Raw genomic sequence first — 15,305 nt, 5'->3', positions numbered from 1 at the left:
GCTGCTTTTGCTCACCCCAGTCACTGACTGATGTCAGCTCCCGGGGATTCGCGCATTTGCCGCCTTGCCACAGCACGAATTATTTTGGCGGACCGCTGTTCTCTTACTTCGCACTGTAGCGGCACTGGCTGCTTTTGCTCACCCCAGTCACTGACTGATGTCAGCTCCCGGGGATTCGCGCATTTGCCGCCTTGCCACAGCACGAATTATTTTGGCGGACCGCTGTTGTCTTACTTCGCACTGTGGCGGCACTGGCTGCTTTTGCTCACCCCAGTCACTGACTGATGTCAGCTCCCGGGGATTCGCGCATTTGCCGCCTTGCCACAGCACGAATTATTTTGGCGGACCGTTGTTGTCATACTTCGCACTGAAGCGGCACTGGCTGCTTTTGTTCACCCCAGTCACTGACTGATGTCAGCTCTCAGGGACTCGCGCTTGCCTCAGCACAAATTATTTTGGCAGTCTGCCGGCCTTAACGTTTTGCTGGAGTCGCGTCTGGCCGCGCAATGCGGCACCCGTTTCCGTCCTTGCTAATTCTGCGCTAATTTTCTGCTAATTAAGGGATAAATTTAAACAAGTAAAGTGGTTCCACTGCACATCAGAATCGACAGGAGGAACCATGAATCAGCGCGAGTTTATTCGGAGTTTGCTGGACTGGATTGAGAATAACTTAGGACACGATCTGCACCTGGATGAAGTGGCGCGCCGCTCAGGCTATTCGCGCTGGCATCTGCAACGCCTGTTTCGACAGCATACTGGTTTTTCACTGGCAGAATATATCCGTCAGCGCCGCCTGACCGAGTCTGCGCTCACGTTGCTGAGCAGCAACGAAGCGATACTGCAGGTGGCGATGAACTACGGCTTCGATACCCAGCAGGCCTACACCCGCACCTTTAAAAACTATTTCATGATGACGCCGGGCCAGTTGCGCCGTCAGCGTCGCGTTGAGCCGGATCGGCTGCTGTTCCCCCTGGCGATGGCCAGCTGATGCCTGATAAGATCTTCCCGTCACAGCCAGCAGACGGGAAGGTCGGCCCGCGCTCTGCGCTATTCTCCTCCTGCCTCTGCCTCGCTTTTTTCCCCGCCCGCCACAGCGTCCCAGCCTGAACGTGTTAGTTTGTTGCCAGCATCCCTTTATTTTCGGAGTCGGGAAACATGGAAAACGGCGCGAATTTAACCGCCATGCTGGTATTTGCTCGGGTAGTAGAATTACAGAGTTTCAGTGAAGCGGCACGCGCACTGGGCTGGTCCAAATCCCATGTCAGTCGGGAGATCGCCCGGCTGGAGTTGCGGCTCGGTATCCGGTTATTGCAGCGCACTACCCGGCGGCTGGCACTCACCGAGATGGGCCAGGCATACTATCCCTACTGTGTGCGTATGCTGGCAGAAGTCCAGCGTGCCGAAGCCTTTGTGCAGCAGTTGCATCAGCAGCCCGCCGGCCATATCCGACTTCAGGCACCCGTCACCTTCGGCTGCCAGTGTGTCGTTCCTGTTCTGAACCGTTTTCTGCGTCGTCATCTGCATATCAACGTTGATCTCGATCTGACCGATCGCAATCATGATCGGCTGGACGATCAGACGGATCTGGCGATTGTGATCCGATCCCGATCCCGATCCCGATCGCCGCAGCAGGGCAATTTCCGGGTATTGAGCGATATCGACTGGGGACTCTATGCCGCGCCCGCTTACCTGGCGCAGCGGCCCGCCATCACCCACCCCGAAATGCTGCCGCGCCACGACCTGCTGATGTTCCATGGTCCGGCACACACCGCCGCGCTGCCGTTCCGCCGGGATAAACAGCGACTGGCGCTGGACGTGCGCAGTCGTTTTCGCGCCAACAACAGCATGGCGCTGCTTAATGCCGCGCTGGCGGGCAGTGGCATCGCGTATTTGCCTTCCTACATGGCGCAGGAGGCGATGGCGCGTGGGGATATCCAGCAGCTGCTGCCGGAGTGGCAGATGGATCGCCTGCAAAGCTATCTCCTGCTTCACGACCATCCCGACCCGGTGTCACCGGTGACGCTACTGTGTGATGCACTGGTCGAGGCGCTAAATCCAGGCTGATTGTTGCCTGCTGACAACAATCAGCGCCACAGAGTAACTATTCCGCCACGACTGTTGTTGCTGCGCGACTCCGGTTAGCCTGTATCCCTGATCATTCAACGGATATCACCATGCAACAGTTACCCGAAACGGCAGAGTTTCAACACTGGAAACGGAATTTAGCAGTCTGCGTCGCTGGCTCTTTTACCACTATCGTGGCGATGACGCTGCTGCTGCCGTTTCTGCCGCTCTATATTCAGCAACTGGGTGTTGAGCAGCCTGCGGCTATTGCCCGCTGGTCCGGCCTGGCCTATGGCGCAACCTTTTTCAGCGCCGCGCTGACGGCACCGCTGTGGGGCCGGCTGGCTGATCGTTATGGTCGTAAACTGATGCTGATTCGGGCCAGTCTCGGAATGGCGATTGCGATGTCGCTGATTGGCATGGCGACGGCGCCGTGGCAACTGGTGGCGCTGCGCCTGCTGGCGGGGCTGCTGGGCGGCTACGCGTCGGGATCGACCATTCTGGTGGCAGCGCAAACGCCAAAAGCGCAGACCGGCTGGGCGCTGGGCATCCTCTCCTCGGGCATTATGGCGGGCAATGTGGTCGGGCCGCTGCTGGGGGGCGTCTTGCCGCCGCTGATCGGCATCCGTCAGACTTTCTGGCTGACGGGCGCGGTGATTTTTCTCGCTTTCCTCGCCACCACCTTTTTACTCAGAGAGTTGCCGCGTGCTGCGGCGACGTCGCGCGGCAATCCGCAACAGCTGCCTGCAGAGCAGCCGGTTAATCACAATCTGGTGCGGCTGATGTGGCTCTCCGGCATGTTGCTGATTTTCGCCAGCATGTCGATTGAGCCGATTATCACGCTCTACGTGGGCGAGTTTGTGCGGGGTGACCATCAGGTCACAGTAGTAGCCGGACTGGTGATGTCTGCTGCGGCGCTGGGCACGATCCTGGCGGCACCCCGACTGGGTCGTCTGGCCGATCGGGTGGGACACTGGCGGGTACTGACCGGCGGTCTGGTAATAAGCGGACTGCTGCTGATTCCACAGGCATTTATCACGGCAGCCTGGCAACTGGTGTTATTACGTTTTCTGATGGGGATGGCCCTGGGCGGATTGATGCCGTGCATCACGGCAATTATTCGCCATAATGTGCCAGCCTCACAGGTGGGGCGAATGCTGGGGTATTCGACCTCGGCGCAATATATCGGCCAGGTGAGCGGCCCGCTGTTTGGTGGACTCATCGGCGGCGCGTTTGGGATGCGACCCGTGTTTCTGGCAACCTGCGGAGTAATGTTATTTTGCGCGTGGCTTAACTGGCGCGGAATGCAGAAATAGCGCGATCAAAAAAGGCGGACCGGAGTCCGCCTTTTGTTATTCACTTTCCAGTGAATTACTTCTGATCAGGTAATGCGTAGGCAATCACATAGTCACCCAGCCTGGTACCAAACGAGCCATGACCACCTGCCGCGATGACAACATACTGCTTGCCATTCACTTCATAGGTCATCGGCGTCGCCTGACCGCCTGCTGGCAGACGTGCTTCCCAGAGCAGTTCGCCGGTATCGGTGCTGAAAGCACGCAGGTAGTTATCTGCGGTCGCTCCAATGAAGAATACCTTGCCCGCGGTGGTGACAGGACCACCCAGCATTGGCATACCCATTTTGAACGGCAGCGGAACCGGTGCGCTGTCGCGAACGGTACCGATACGCTGTTTCCAGACCACATTGTTGGTCTTCAGATCCACCGCGGAGACATAACCCCAGGCAGGCTGTTTACAAGGCAGACCAAACGGTGACAGGAACGGGTTCAGCTCGACGCCATACGGCACGCCATACTGTGGCTGAATACCGGTTTCCGTACCTGAACCACCCTCAGCACCTTTCGGCGGCTCAATCGGGTTGCCCGGGCCACGTGGAACCAGCTTAGAGACAAACGGCAGCGCCATTGGGTTAGCAATCGCGATCTGACGATTAGGATCAACTGCGATACCGCCCCATTCGAACATACCGAGGTTACCCGGGAAGACCAGCGTGCCCTGCTCAGATGGCGGCGTGAACGGACCTTCATAGCGCAGACGCTTGAAGATCACGCGGCACACCAGCTGGTCGAACATCGTCGCGCCCCACATGTCCTTATCCGTCAGGTTCTGTTTCGGACGGAAGGTCAGCTCAGAGTAGGGCTGAGTGGCAGCAACGTGGTCGCCTTTAGCGGCACCCTGTGGCACTGGCGTTTCTGGCGCGGGTACTACTGGCTTGCCGGTGCGACGATCCAGCACAAAGATATTGCCGGTTTTGGCTGGCGCGTAAACAACCGGTACGGTGTTGCCATCTTTATCGGTGATATCAGCCAGTGTCGGCTGAGACGGCAGATCCATATCCCACAGGTCGTGATGCACGGTCTGATAAGACCAGACCAGCTTACCGGTCGTGGCATTCAGGGCCAGTACGCTGCTCGCATAACGTTCCTGCTCTGGCGTGCGGTTACCGCCCCAGATATCCGGCGTGGTTACACCCATTGGCAGGTAAACAGTATCCAGTTTCGGATCGTAAACTGCCGGGGCCCATGAGTTCGGAGAGTTCATGGTGAAGGTGTGTTCATCAGCCGGAATAGCATTCGGGTCTTTCGCGCCTGGATCAAATACCCACAGCAGTTTGCCGGTATTCACATCAAAGCCACGAATCACGCCTGATGGCTCGCGAGTCGAGAAGTTATCGGTAACCGCACCCGCCATCACGATGGTGGTATTGGTAATCACCGGCGGAGAAGTTGGCTCGTACATACCCGCTGTGGTGACAGGCTGTTTATGCTGGAGATCCAGCTCGCCGTTGACACCAAAGGACGGGCAGCGTTCGCCAGTCTCTGCGTCCAGCGCAAACAGACGGCCATCGTTCACAGGCAGATAAATACGACGTGAGCAGATAGCAGGCTGAGTGTTCGCTGCATCGGCTGCTGCGGGCACTTCGTGGTACGAGACACCGCGACAGGTCACGTGCTGGAAGGTCGGGTTCACCTTCATGCCCGGATCGAACTTCCACTTCTGCTTACCGGTTGCCGCATCCAGCGCAAACAGAATCTGGTGTGGCGAACAGAGATAAAGCGTGTCGCGGATTTTAATCGGGGTCACTTCGTCGGTGATTTCACCGGGATCGTTAGGGGTTTTCATGTCGCCTGTCTGGAACTGCCAGGCAACCTGCAACTCTTTCACGTTCTGGTGATTAATCTGCTTCAGCGGCGAGAAACGGGTTCCCTGCTGATCGCGCGCATACGCGGGCCAGTCAGCATCCGGGATGTTGCTCAGCGGCGTAGCCTGCGGAGCGTTGTCAGCGGTTTCTGGTACAGACCCGTTGATAACCTGCGGATCGTTGAATACCGCATAAGCCAGCACGATGGCACTGGCAATCAGCGCGACAGCCATCGAACCCAGTGCCGCTTTGCTGCCGGCATTGAAGCTGCGATAAACAAACGGCAGGATCAGCCAGACACCGAAGATCACCAGCACATCAGTGCGTGGTGCCAGTGCCCAGAAGTCGGTACCCACTTCCCACACGCCCCAAATCAGGGTGCTGATCAGCAGCAGCGCATAAAGAACCAGCGCGGTGCTTTTGCGACGGGAAAGCAGATAAGCGGTGATAAGCATGATCACACCGCCGAAAACGTAATACCAGGAACCACCAATGGCGGCTAACCAGCCACCGCCAATCAGCATAAACGCGCCCGTCAGCACTGCGAACAGTACTGTCAGGAAACGAATTACGCCAAAAGATGAGGAGTTTTTCCCCATAATATCGACCTCGTTTCGTTGCCATAAAACACACGAAAACAACCAGATAGGCTGTTTCCAGTTATCAAGTACAAATGATTAAAGGTGTTCTTGAGTATCTCTTCCGATAAGACAGACGGTCCCTTTGTGTTAAATGTTATAGCAAAATTAGATCGAGGTTTGATTTTTTTAGCTTAAAGCGCTTAACAATTGGAGTAATACGACATTTTATGAGGGATTAAAGGACGTTAAGCGCACCGCCATGTGCCCTTAACGCCGGAAGGCAGGATTTATGAATCAGCCGCTAATAAGATCGCCATCCGAGCGTTGCTGTTGCCAGCCGCTGATGTTTATCTCAGTAAACTGTTCAGCGGTTAAAGGCGGCGTATGACATCGCACGATGACCTCTGCACCTTTTTCACGGAATGTCGCCATAAAAAAGGGAAAGGTAAATTTTTCGTAATTATCACTGAAGAACGATTCAGTTAAAACAATACCTGAAAAAGGAAAGGATTCAAGTAGTCGCCAGTCTGCTCCCGGCGGTGCAAAATCATAAAGCCAGAAATCAAATTTCGTTGTTAATTCAAGCAGTGACGCACTGTTCGCAGCTAAGCTGGAATAATTTATTCCAATCCGGACGCGCTCATTTTGTAAATGTGCATAGGCGTCCGGAATCGCGATCATTTCCTGCAAACGAATATCGCCAACCGGAACAATCATTAATGCTTCTTCACTTGCAATTTTGTTGTGCAATGAAACAATGTTGTTTGTATTAAGTATATTTCCGCGGTCCTGGTTTTGCTCAAGATAAGGCACGCTATAGCAAATGCCTGTGACATTACGCTTAACGTGATGAATAGGTTCAGTAACATAAGGGTTATATAAACTGTTTTTCATTATCTCTACGAAATGCAATAAAAAGGATTTATTGATAATTAAGCATATAAAAAATCGCATTTTTTTAAACGCGTGAATAAATATAGATCAACTGCATAATCCAAATCACCCTTTTGTTGGATTAGAAAGTAAATATACCTATTAACAGTGAGATGATAATTCCTTTGGTATCTGATGATGTGCTGGAATATATTCAATGGTCGGTATCAATAGGTTGTTAATAATCAGGATGGGGCTGACACACCGTTACTGCAAAGTAATGCAGCGTATTGCGCAGTAAGACAGGGCTGGAGCCGCAGGCCCTGCGCTCTCATCCGGGTCTGTTAACCTTGTATCGTCAACATTTACACCAATAACACCGCGCAACGACGCGGGTTTTCTCACCTGATTTGGGATAAGACATGGGATTTATGGCATCCGCAGCGGAAGAGTCGCTGTGGCGACATCGGACTTTTGTCGCCTTCTGGCTGGCGCGCACCTGCTCATCATTTGGTTTTCAGATGTTCTCGGTGGCGATCAGCTGGCAAATCTATGCGCTGACCAACAGCGCAATGGCGTTAGGGATGATTGGCCTGATGCAGTTTCTGCCGTCGGTGTTGCTGGCGCTGCCAGCGGGTCATCTGGCGGATCAGTATGACCGGCGGCGCATCGTCCTGTTCGGCCAACTGGTGGAATTTGTCGCACTGCTGGCATTAGTGGTGCTTACCTTATTTCATACTGCCGATAAGACCGCGCTTTGGGGGCTGGTGTTTATGATTGCCGTGGCAAAAGCGCTGGAGTGGCCGGCGATGTCTTCGATGTTGCCCTCACTGGTGCCTCCTTCGATTCTGGCACGTGCTATGGCGATGAATTCAGTTGGCGGGCAGGCGGCTGTGATTGTCGGGCCAACGCTTGGCGGGCTGCTTTATGTTGCTGGCCCGCATGTGGTGTATGGCGTTTCCGGACTCTTTTATCTGATTTCGCTGACGCTGGTGAGTCTGCTGCGCTATGAGCGCCCGGTGCAGGCCCGTTTGCCAATGAATTTAAAGAATCTGTTTGCCGGTATTCACTTTATCCGTGACCGTAAAGATGTGCTTGGGGTGATTTCACTCGATCTGTTCGCGGTGTTACTGGGCGGCGCGACGGCGCTGCTGCCGATTTTTGCCAAAGATATTCTGCACACCGGGCCCTGGGGGCTGGGGATGTTGCGCGGTGCGCCATCGGTGGGGGCGTTGCTGGTGGGTATCTGGCTGAGCCGTCATAAACTGGAAAAACATGTCGGGATGATTATGTTTGGCTCAGTAGCAGGCTTTGGCGTTGCGACCCTGCTATTCGCGCTTTCCACGCAACTCTGGCTGTCACTGCTGGCGCTTTGCGCCCTCGGCGGCTTTGATATGGTGAGTATGGTGATTCGCGGTGCGCTGGTGCAGCTGGATACGCCGGATACCATGCGCGGGCGGGTGAATGCGGTTAACGCGATATTTATTAATACCTCGAATCAGCTGGGTGAGTTTGAGTCGGGGTTGCTGGCCGCCTGGGTGGGCGCAGCACCTGCGGCAGCAATTGGCGGCATCGGTACGCTGATTGTGGTGGCGTTGTGGATGAAGTTGTTTCCGCATCTGCGGCGGCGTCAGAAGCTTGAGAATGAGGTGGATCCGGTTCAGGACTAGCGTTGTAGCGGGTTGGGTTGGCTGAGGAGATGTGTGCGGTTATGGTCTGCGGTGCACGCTCGGGGAACATACGCCTTTCGCAAAGACGCAAAAGCGCCATTCCTGGCAGGCTCAGCGCGGGCGATTACGCACCTCATCCCTGAGGTGCGCCCGTTGCCGGGCCAACGCGTTGCGTTGTTCAAAAACGCTCCCTGCGTTTTTATCCGGGCGGCGCGATGCTTTTTCTACAGGCGTATGCTCCCATCGCTTTGAGTCTGATCGTTGCCTCAGGCTGTGGAGCAGGTGGGTGAGGATGATTGGGTTAGTTGAGGAAATTTGTGCGGTTGGTGAATTGACTGAGGCGTATATCCTCATCGCCTGGATTTCTTTTGCGACCTGAACCGGTCTGCACCCTTTGAAAGTTCCTTAATGCTTTGCTGATACGAACCGCTCATTTCCGGCATTTTTACCTGTTCCGCCTTTAGTGAGGCCGCGCAGCAACGGTGATTAAAAAATGGCCTTTCCAAATCCCAGTTCTTGATCCTGGGATAGGAGTGAATGACAAATCAGGGCCAACTAAGTTGTTGGAGGAATGATGGCCAGCGTGATAACGAAGTTATCACTGCGATTATGGACAGGCACCCTTGCGGGCGGGATAGTTCTGCAGGGAGTGCTTTCGCGTGCTTCTGCAGCTTCACGGCGTTTGAGGCATCAAAATCCTGAATTATGGTCAAAGCTTTATATACTTGATTTTGAAATGCTTTACTTCCTCTTTGAAGAACCTTTACCTAACTACATTGAGCTTGGTGAGACTCTTCGTAAAAATCCTTCGAAAACGGAGCAATTTCTGGGTGCAATCGAAAATCTTTAGACTCATAAGAAAAGTCATTTCTGAGCTATCAGGTGCGATTATTATCAGCGCCGTAGTGATAGGGATTTTTATCGCAATATTTGCGAATGAAGGAATTATGCGCGTTATCGCCCCCTTACTCGTCTTTATCGCTGGCCTGATTTTTTACTGGTTAGCCTGGATGATTTCATCCAAAGACGATTGAAACCAGGTTACTAAAAAACGCATTACCGTCAGGGATGAAAGACTATCGCGTATCAACACAAGGTTACCCGGTGCAGGCTCAGCGCGCCCGTTGCCGGGCCAACGCGTTGCGTTGTTCAAAAACGCTCCCGGCGTTTTTATCCGGGCGGCGCGATGCTTTGCTACAGGCGTATGCTCCCATCGCTATAAGTACGTAAGTTTCCTCGGGCTGAGGAGCGGTTTGTTTGGCTGGTTGTGGGGATTTGTGCGGTGAGTGCGTGGTCGCTGGCGCAGGTTTTATTAGCTGGCTCAGTACAGAGATTGTAACTGGCCCGAAGGCCAGTACAGGAAGTTACCAGTCATACTGCCATTTAAATTCCGGGGTCGGCGGGGGAGGCCGACCCAGAGGCTGGGGCTATCAGGCCCCGGTTTTTCCCAGGTTGGCGTCAAATGTTTGCCAGCTTTCACGCATATCCACTACGCTGCGGGTTTTGCGCGCCTCATCGATTTTTATGGCGGTGAGGCCCGCTTCCAGCGCGTCCACGACTGAAACTTTCAGTGGTGTTCCCTGTTTAATATGTTTAACGATCTCTTCGGCCATCAGCGCATCTGCGCCGTAGTGGCCATCATAAGCGTTGCCGCTGTAGGCGGTGTCGACCTCTTTCTCACCGCTGCGCGCGTTATGTACACGGAAGTAGTTTCGTACGAAGTCGCCTTCCGCCATGCCGTCAGTGCCCATGACACAGAAACGGCGGAACTCATCAGGCACGTTCAGGTTGGCGTGGAAGGCGAGTGTTGCGCCGCCTTCGTACTCAATCAGGGCTGTCTGGTAGTCGACGATATCAGCGTCGCTGTCGAAGACGGCATCGGTGCTCGACCAGCCGCTGGGTTTCACGTGATAGAGCTCTGACTCAGCGGTGATCGCACCCTGCGGCGCATGCGCGGGGGTAAAGGATTTTCGGCCACCAAAGCTGGCGACGCGGATCGGGCGCTCCTGTAACAGGCCCTGGTAGAGGTCGATGTCGTGGCAACACTTTTCCAGAATATAGGGACCGGCGTACTTCTCCAGACGTCGCCAGTCGCGCTGGAAGAATGCGCCGTGGTAAGGCTTGATATGTTCTGTTGCCTCGATCGAGGTGATCTCACCCAACTGACCGGCATCGCGTGCCGCCAGCAGATCGTGATAGAGCGGGGAGTAACGCAGCACCAGGCCGACCAGAATGCGTGCCTCGCCATACTGGCGTACCAGCTTTGCCATCTCCATGGTCTGCTCTTCATTAATCACCACAGGCTTTTCGGTAAACACGGTGTAGCCCGCCGCCAGCGCCTGACCCACATGTTCCAGATGCAGGAAGTTGGGGGAGCCAACCAGCACCACATCCATTCCGCCGTGTTCCAGCAGCGCGTCGATGGACGCAAAGGCCTGGCCGGGCGCGATACCAAAGCTGTGCAGATTAGGCAGTCCGGCGGGCGCCGGATCGTAATAACCCACTACCGAGAAGGCGTCGTCGGCTTTGCTGAACTCTTTGATCACGTGGGACAGACGAAAGCCGAGACCGATAATGCCTACTTTCATGTTAAACCCCTGCTCCTGAATTCGGATGATGCATAGCCCGCCTGTGTCCGGACGCGCCTGTTGATAATCTGACCACCAACTTATTACGACAGAAAAACTAATGTCAATAACGTGCTGCGCATTTTGCGAGGGTGATTTTTGTTATGATGATGTAAATTAAGGGAAAAGTGTCGATATGTTTTTGCCATATTTATTTGTTATTGCGATTTAAGTTTTTTTATCCTATCGTTCGCTCATTATGGCTATAACCCTTAATCAGGGAAGGAAGCGCGTGCAACCACACTATCTCCTTGGCATTGATGGCGGCGGTACACAGTGTCGTGCGCGGTTAACCGACCTGCAGGGCCGTGTGCTGGCGGAAGCCACTGGCGGTCCAGCTAACGTCTGGTCAGATTACGACGCGGCGCTGACCTGCGTCGGGCAACTGATTGACCGGATATTGTCACAGTCGGGATTAGCCCCGGAGGCTCTGGCGCAGACCGCGCTGGTTGCCGGATTAGCGGGTGCCAATGTCGCCTCGGTGCAGGCAAGGCTTGCCAGCTGGCAGCCTGCCTGTGCGGCGTTACAGGTGGTCAGCGATGTGGAAATCGCCTGTGCGGGTGCACATTCCGGCGCACCGGGCGCTGTCTTTATTATCGGCACCGGCAGTCAGGGAGCCGCGTGGGATGGCGAGCAGTTTACATTGCTGGGTGGCTGGGGCTTTGCCCTCTCTGATCAGGGATCGGGTGCTGAGCTGGGTCGTCGTGCACTGCGTCTGGCGTTGCTGGCACATGAGGCGATCATTCCACAGAGCGCCTTTACACAGCAGCTGATGACGCAGTTTGACGACAGCCCGGAAACCATGCTGCTCTGGGCGCGCTCAGCGACCCCGGCAGACTGGGCCCGCGTGGTGCCGCGGATTTTTGCAGCCGCCGACGCGGGCGACCGTCACGCTCAGGATCTGCTGCATCAGACTGCCGCCGATATCGGCCTGATGGTGCGCCGTCTGATTGCGCTGAGCAGCGGGCGGGTGGCGCTGATGGGTGGCCTGGCCACGCCGATTCAGCGCTGGCTGGACGACGATATTCAGGCCCGGCTGGTGACGCCGCAGGGCGATGCCCTGAGCGGCGCGCTGATACTGGCGCAGCAGCTGGCGCCTGTTCGATTACCGATCTGACGCTGGCGGAGCTTCTTCCGCCAGATAACCTGAGGAACTTATGACCGCTCCCAACGTAACCGCGCGCATTCTGCGGTTGATTGTTGAAAATGCGCCGATCAGCCAGTCAGACCTGAAAGTCCGAAGCGGACTCAGCATGTCGACCGTGTCGCAGGCCACTAATCGCCTGCTGGCGCAGGAGATTGTGCAGGAGCTGGGGCTGCGTCGCGTATCAATGGGGCGGCCAAAAACCCTGCTGGGCCTCAATCCCGATCGCGCCAGCGTGATTGGCATTCAGCTCAATGCAGAACGTAATCTTATCGTCATGACCGATCTCAGCGGCAATCTGCTGGGCGAACAGCAGATGCCCACAGGCACGCTGACACCCCGCCAGCTTGGCGATGCGCTGGCGAAATTCCTGCGCGGCGTGGAGGAGAAGCGGGTGGGTGCGATTGGTCTGGCACTGTCGGGTCTGGTGGATGCTGAAAATGGCTACTGCATTCGCTCTAAAGTGCTCGACTGGGACAACGTCCCGATTGCGCGTCTGTTGGAAGAACGTTTCTCACTGCCGGTATTTATCGAGAACGACGCCAACGCGATGGCAATGGCGGCGCTGGTGTTTGGTCAGCTTGGCAATGCACAGTCGGCGGTGATCGCCACCTATGGCAAAGGGATTGGTGCGGGCATCATCCTGAATCGTCAACTCTACCGTGGTCGTCACGGCAAAGCGGGCGAGATTGGCAATGGGCTGGTGGGGGACGGCTCGCTGCGTCTGCTGGAGGATGTCGCCTCATCGCGTGCCATTCTGCAGCGGCTTGCAGCGCAGGAACCGGTGGAAGGCCTCACGTTGCAGGCGCTGGATCAGCGTCCTGCGCCTGAGGTACTGGCGGTGCTGGAAGAAGCAGGACGTGAGCTGGGCATTTCGCTGGCGAACCTGTCAGTGGCCTACGATCCGGATGTGGTTTATCTGGCGATGGAGCCGCACATGGCGTCGCGCATTCTGCTCGATCACATCACTCAGAGCTTCCAGGCCTACCGGCTTAAACTGACGCCACAGATGACGCCGCTGCAGTTCCTGACGGAATCGAACCGGATGTGGGCGCTGGGTGCGGCGGGTTTTGCCGTCAACCGGCTGCTTGATCTGCTGGCGGCGCAGGCCGATGAAGAGCCGGTCACCTGAGTGATCTCTCAAATAAAAAAACGGGCGCTGCGGCGCCCGTTTTTGTTTCCACGCGTCCTTAGCGCAGACGCAGTCCCTGCTCATCAAACAGCAGGCAGTGCGCGGCAGAAAAGCCCAGTTCAACCTGGGTTCCGAGCTCGCGCGTCGTCGCCTCGCGCTCTTCCACGACCAGCATCTGTTCACGCCCGATATCCAGGTAGAGATAGTTGGTGTGACCCAGCATCTCGCCATAAGCCAGCTCGCCGTGAAAGCGCAATGCGTCCGGCGTCTGCGCGGCAGGCTGGAAATGTTCAGGACGAATGCCCAGCGTGACGGTTTGTCCCTCGCGGCAGTCGGCGGCGATTTTCAGCACCAGCCCCTCAATCTTCAGTTCCGGCACCCGCAGTTGCACTTCCCCCGCGCCCGTGGCGCTGATTTCCGCCCGCAGAAAGTTCATTTTTGGTGAGCCGATAAAACCGGCGACAAACAGATTATCCGGGTCGTGATAAAGCGTCAGCGGTGCACCGACCTGCTCAATACGGCCCTGACGCAGCACCACGATGCGGTCAGCCAGCGTCATTGCCTCCAGCTGATCGTGGGTGACATAAATCATGGTGTTGCCAAGCGAGGCGTGCAGCCGGGCAATCTCAATGCGCATCTGCAGGCGCAGCTCTGCATCAAGGTTAGAGAGTGGCTCATCAAACAGGAAGATGCGCGGATGACGGATAATCGCCCGGCCAATTGCCACGCGCTGCCGCTGTCCGCCAGAGAGCGCACGCGGCAGGCGGTCGAGCAGTTCGGTGAGATGCAGGCGGGCGGCCGTCTGGGCTATCGCCTCGTTAATCTCCGCTTTGGACTTTTTCATTACCTCCAGCGGATACGCCAGGTTGCCGCGCACCGTCATGTTGGGGTAGAGCGCATAAGACTGAAACACCATAGCAATGCCGCGCTCAGTGGCGGGCTGCTGTGTCATGTCCTGCTCCTCAATCAGCAACTGCCCGCTGCTGATCTCCTCCAGCCCGGCGATCATCCGCAGCAGCGTCGACTTGCCGCAGCCAGATGGCCCAACAAACACGACAAATTCGCCACTGTTTATCGTCAGATCGATGCCATGAATGACATTGACGTGTTCATACGACTTCTTCACATTCTGCAAGCGCAGGCTGGTCATCGGCTACCTCACTCAGAGTAACTGGCCCATGTAGATGGCATTGCTGCACATGATTGGGGTAAACCCCATGCGCGCATAGAAGGCACAAACCTGCTCGTTCTGCAGGCTGACGCCAAGATGAACACCACTGACGCCAGCAGCGCGGAGCGCCGCCAGTTCATGCTCAATCATCCGGCGACCCCAGCCGCCTTTCTGTGCCGCCGGCAGCAGGTTGATATGCAGATGAGCAGGCCACTGCGTCACCAGGATCTCAGCGGCCTGGTCGGGATGGCGTATTGAATCGAGCACTTTGCTGTCGAGCGGGGCACTGGCGCTGCGATCGCGATATTTCTCCTGCAACTGCGGCCACCATTCGGCCTGAAGCTGCGCTTCAAACGCGCGGGTATCCGGCGCGGCGACCACGTAACCCTGCACCTCACCGTCCTGCTCCAGTACAAAAGCAAAGTCCGGCGCAAAATGCGCATAGGGCACGGCAAAACGCTGGCCGGGATAGTCAGGATCGGAGTAGAGCGCGCGGGCATCGCCGCCCGCATCGGCTGTTTCCAGGCAGATGCGGTAGAGCGCCGGGTAGTCCGCCGGTGTGGCCGGACGAATGACACCTTGATTCGCCATGGTGAGTTCTCGTGAGTGAGGGAACCGGTCAGGGATTGAACAGCTCCGCAGGTAAAAGTTACGTTAATGAAAGTGGACTTAGTTTTCAAGATAGAATAATTACCTTATCGCACTAACGCAGGCGGTTCGGCAATGTTTACCGGCATCGGGATGCACAACTGTGATCGCCAACACGCCCGGAACAGGGCGGCTGGCGGCAGATTCACGGCCGGTCAAAAGAGAAAAGTGTGAGCGTGATAGGATTTTCATATGTTTTATCAGGACGTTATTTTGCGATTATTCCTCTGGC

At 55.9% G+C, this 15,305-nt stretch carries 12 protein-coding genes; 7 read left to right on the top strand and 5 right to left on the bottom strand.

Translation table 11 applies throughout. From position 1 onward, the window contains the following. The first annotated feature begins 619 nt into the window (after window positions 1-619). The 3 genes from P2R09_RS19110 to P2R09_RS19100 all read left to right on the top strand — a co-directional run bounded on the left by P2R09_RS19110 (window position 620) and on the right by P2R09_RS19100 (window position 3,380). The gene (locus P2R09_RS19110) at window positions 620-988 is read left to right on the top strand and encodes a helix-turn-helix domain-containing protein (protein ID WP_003855685.1); all 369 of its coding nucleotides are present in this window, start codon (window positions 620-622) and stop codon (window positions 986-988) included. Window positions 989-1,155: 167 nt separating this feature from the next. Beyond that, entirely contained in the window at window positions 1,156-2,064 is a 909-nt protein-coding gene (locus P2R09_RS19105; RefSeq protein WP_275771982.1) for a LysR family transcriptional regulator, read from the top strand. 110 nt (window positions 2,065-2,174) lie between these two features. Next, entirely contained in the window at window positions 2,175-3,380 is a 1,206-nt protein-coding gene (locus P2R09_RS19100; protein ID WP_275771980.1) for an MFS transporter, read from the top strand. Between the two features lie 55 nt (window positions 3,381-3,435). On the opposite strand, the gene P2R09_RS19095 is transcribed toward P2R09_RS19100, so the two are convergent. Continuing rightward, the gene (locus tag P2R09_RS19095; protein ID WP_275771978.1) at window positions 3,436-5,826 is read right to left on the bottom strand and encodes a glucose/quinate/shikimate family membrane-bound PQQ-dependent dehydrogenase; all 2,391 of its coding nucleotides are present in this window, start codon (window positions 5,824-5,826) and stop codon (window positions 3,436-3,438) included. A 276-nt stretch (window positions 5,827-6,102) separates the two neighbouring features. Then, window positions 6,103-6,702 (bottom strand): hypothetical protein, encoded by a 600-nt coding sequence (locus P2R09_RS19090; RefSeq protein ID WP_033763389.1) that lies wholly within the window; start codon window positions 6,700-6,702, stop codon window positions 6,103-6,105. Between the two features lie 401 nt (window positions 6,703-7,103). Here P2R09_RS19090 and P2R09_RS19085 point away from each other — a divergent pair, with 401 nt between their 5' ends. Together P2R09_RS19085 and P2R09_RS19080 are read left to right on the top strand one after the other, a co-directional pair. After that, window positions 7,104-8,351 carry an MFS transporter gene (locus tag P2R09_RS19085; protein ID WP_003855675.1) on the top strand — a complete coding sequence of 416 codons (1,248 nt, stop codon included), beginning with the start codon at window positions 7,104-7,106 and terminating at the stop codon, window positions 8,349-8,351. 571 nt (window positions 8,352-8,922) lie between these two features. Next, window positions 8,923-9,201, top strand: a complete 279-nt coding sequence (locus tag P2R09_RS19080; protein ID WP_275771976.1) for a hypothetical protein — start codon at window positions 8,923-8,925, stop codon at window positions 9,199-9,201. A gap of 580 nt (window positions 9,202-9,781) precedes the next feature. Here the strand turns inward: P2R09_RS19080 and P2R09_RS19075 are convergent. After that, window positions 9,782-10,939 (bottom strand): Gfo/Idh/MocA family oxidoreductase, encoded by a 1,158-nt coding sequence (locus tag P2R09_RS19075; protein ID WP_275771974.1) that lies wholly within the window; start codon window positions 10,937-10,939, stop codon window positions 9,782-9,784. Window positions 10,940-11,210: 271 nt separating this feature from the next. Here P2R09_RS19075 and P2R09_RS19070 point away from each other — a divergent pair, with 271 nt between their 5' ends. Then, window positions 11,211-12,095, top strand: coding sequence for a BadF/BadG/BcrA/BcrD ATPase family protein (locus P2R09_RS19070; RefSeq protein WP_275771972.1), 885 nt, complete (start codon window positions 11,211-11,213; stop codon window positions 12,093-12,095). 40 nt (window positions 12,096-12,135) lie between these two features. Further along, window positions 12,136-13,254 (top strand): ROK family transcriptional regulator, encoded by a 1,119-nt coding sequence (locus tag P2R09_RS19065; RefSeq protein WP_003855670.1) that lies wholly within the window; start codon window positions 12,136-12,138, stop codon window positions 13,252-13,254. Window positions 13,255-13,312: 58 nt separating this feature from the next. Here the strand turns inward: P2R09_RS19065 and P2R09_RS19060 are convergent, their stop codons facing one another. Together P2R09_RS19060 and P2R09_RS19055 are read right to left on the bottom strand one after the other, a co-directional pair. Then, entirely contained in the window at window positions 13,313-14,404 is a 1,092-nt protein-coding gene (locus tag P2R09_RS19060) for an ABC transporter ATP-binding protein (RefSeq protein ID WP_003855669.1), read from the bottom strand. A gap of 12 nt (window positions 14,405-14,416) precedes the next feature. Further along, window positions 14,417-15,016, bottom strand: a complete 600-nt coding sequence (locus tag P2R09_RS19055) for a GNAT family N-acetyltransferase (RefSeq protein ID WP_275771971.1) — start codon at window positions 15,014-15,016, stop codon at window positions 14,417-14,419. Window positions 15,017-15,305 lie beyond the last annotated feature (289 nt).

The organism is Pantoea sp. Cr_R13 (assembly GCF_029222565.1).
Taxonomy (GTDB): Bacteria; Pseudomonadota; Gammaproteobacteria; order Enterobacterales; family Enterobacteriaceae; genus Pantoea; species Pantoea eucalypti.
Note: the sequence above shows the minus strand (reverse complement) of the source record. Positions and strands in the feature narration are given on the sequence as shown.

Coding starts and splice junctions, on each gene's coding strand:
- P2R09_RS19110 (WP_003855685.1), top strand. CDS start 620: ATGAATCAGCGCGAGTTTATTCGGAGTTTGCTGGACTGGATTGAGAAT.
- P2R09_RS19105 (WP_275771982.1), top strand. CDS start 1,156: ATGGAAAACGGCGCGAATTTAACCGCCATGCTGGTATTTGCTCGGGTA.
- P2R09_RS19100 (WP_275771980.1), top strand. CDS start 2,175: ATGCAACAGTTACCCGAAACGGCAGAGTTTCAACACTGGAAACGGAAT.
- P2R09_RS19095 (WP_275771978.1), bottom strand. CDS start 5,826: ATGGGGAAAAACTCCTCATCTTTTGGCGTAATTCGTTTCCTGACAGTA.
- P2R09_RS19090 (WP_033763389.1), bottom strand. CDS start 6,702: ATGAAAAACAGTTTATATAACCCTTATGTTACTGAACCTATTCATCAC.
- P2R09_RS19085 (WP_003855675.1), top strand. CDS start 7,104: ATGGGATTTATGGCATCCGCAGCGGAAGAGTCGCTGTGGCGACATCGG.
- P2R09_RS19080 (WP_275771976.1), top strand. CDS start 8,923: ATGATGGCCAGCGTGATAACGAAGTTATCACTGCGATTATGGACAGGC.
- P2R09_RS19075 (WP_275771974.1), bottom strand. CDS start 10,939: ATGAAAGTAGGCATTATCGGTCTCGGCTTTCGTCTGTCCCACGTGATC.
- P2R09_RS19065 (WP_003855670.1), top strand. CDS start 12,136: ATGACCGCTCCCAACGTAACCGCGCGCATTCTGCGGTTGATTGTTGAA.
- P2R09_RS19060 (WP_003855669.1), bottom strand. CDS start 14,404: ATGACCAGCCTGCGCTTGCAGAATGTGAAGAAGTCGTATGAACACGTC.
- P2R09_RS19055 (WP_275771971.1), bottom strand. CDS start 15,016: ATGGCGAATCAAGGTGTCATTCGTCCGGCCACACCGGCGGACTACCCG.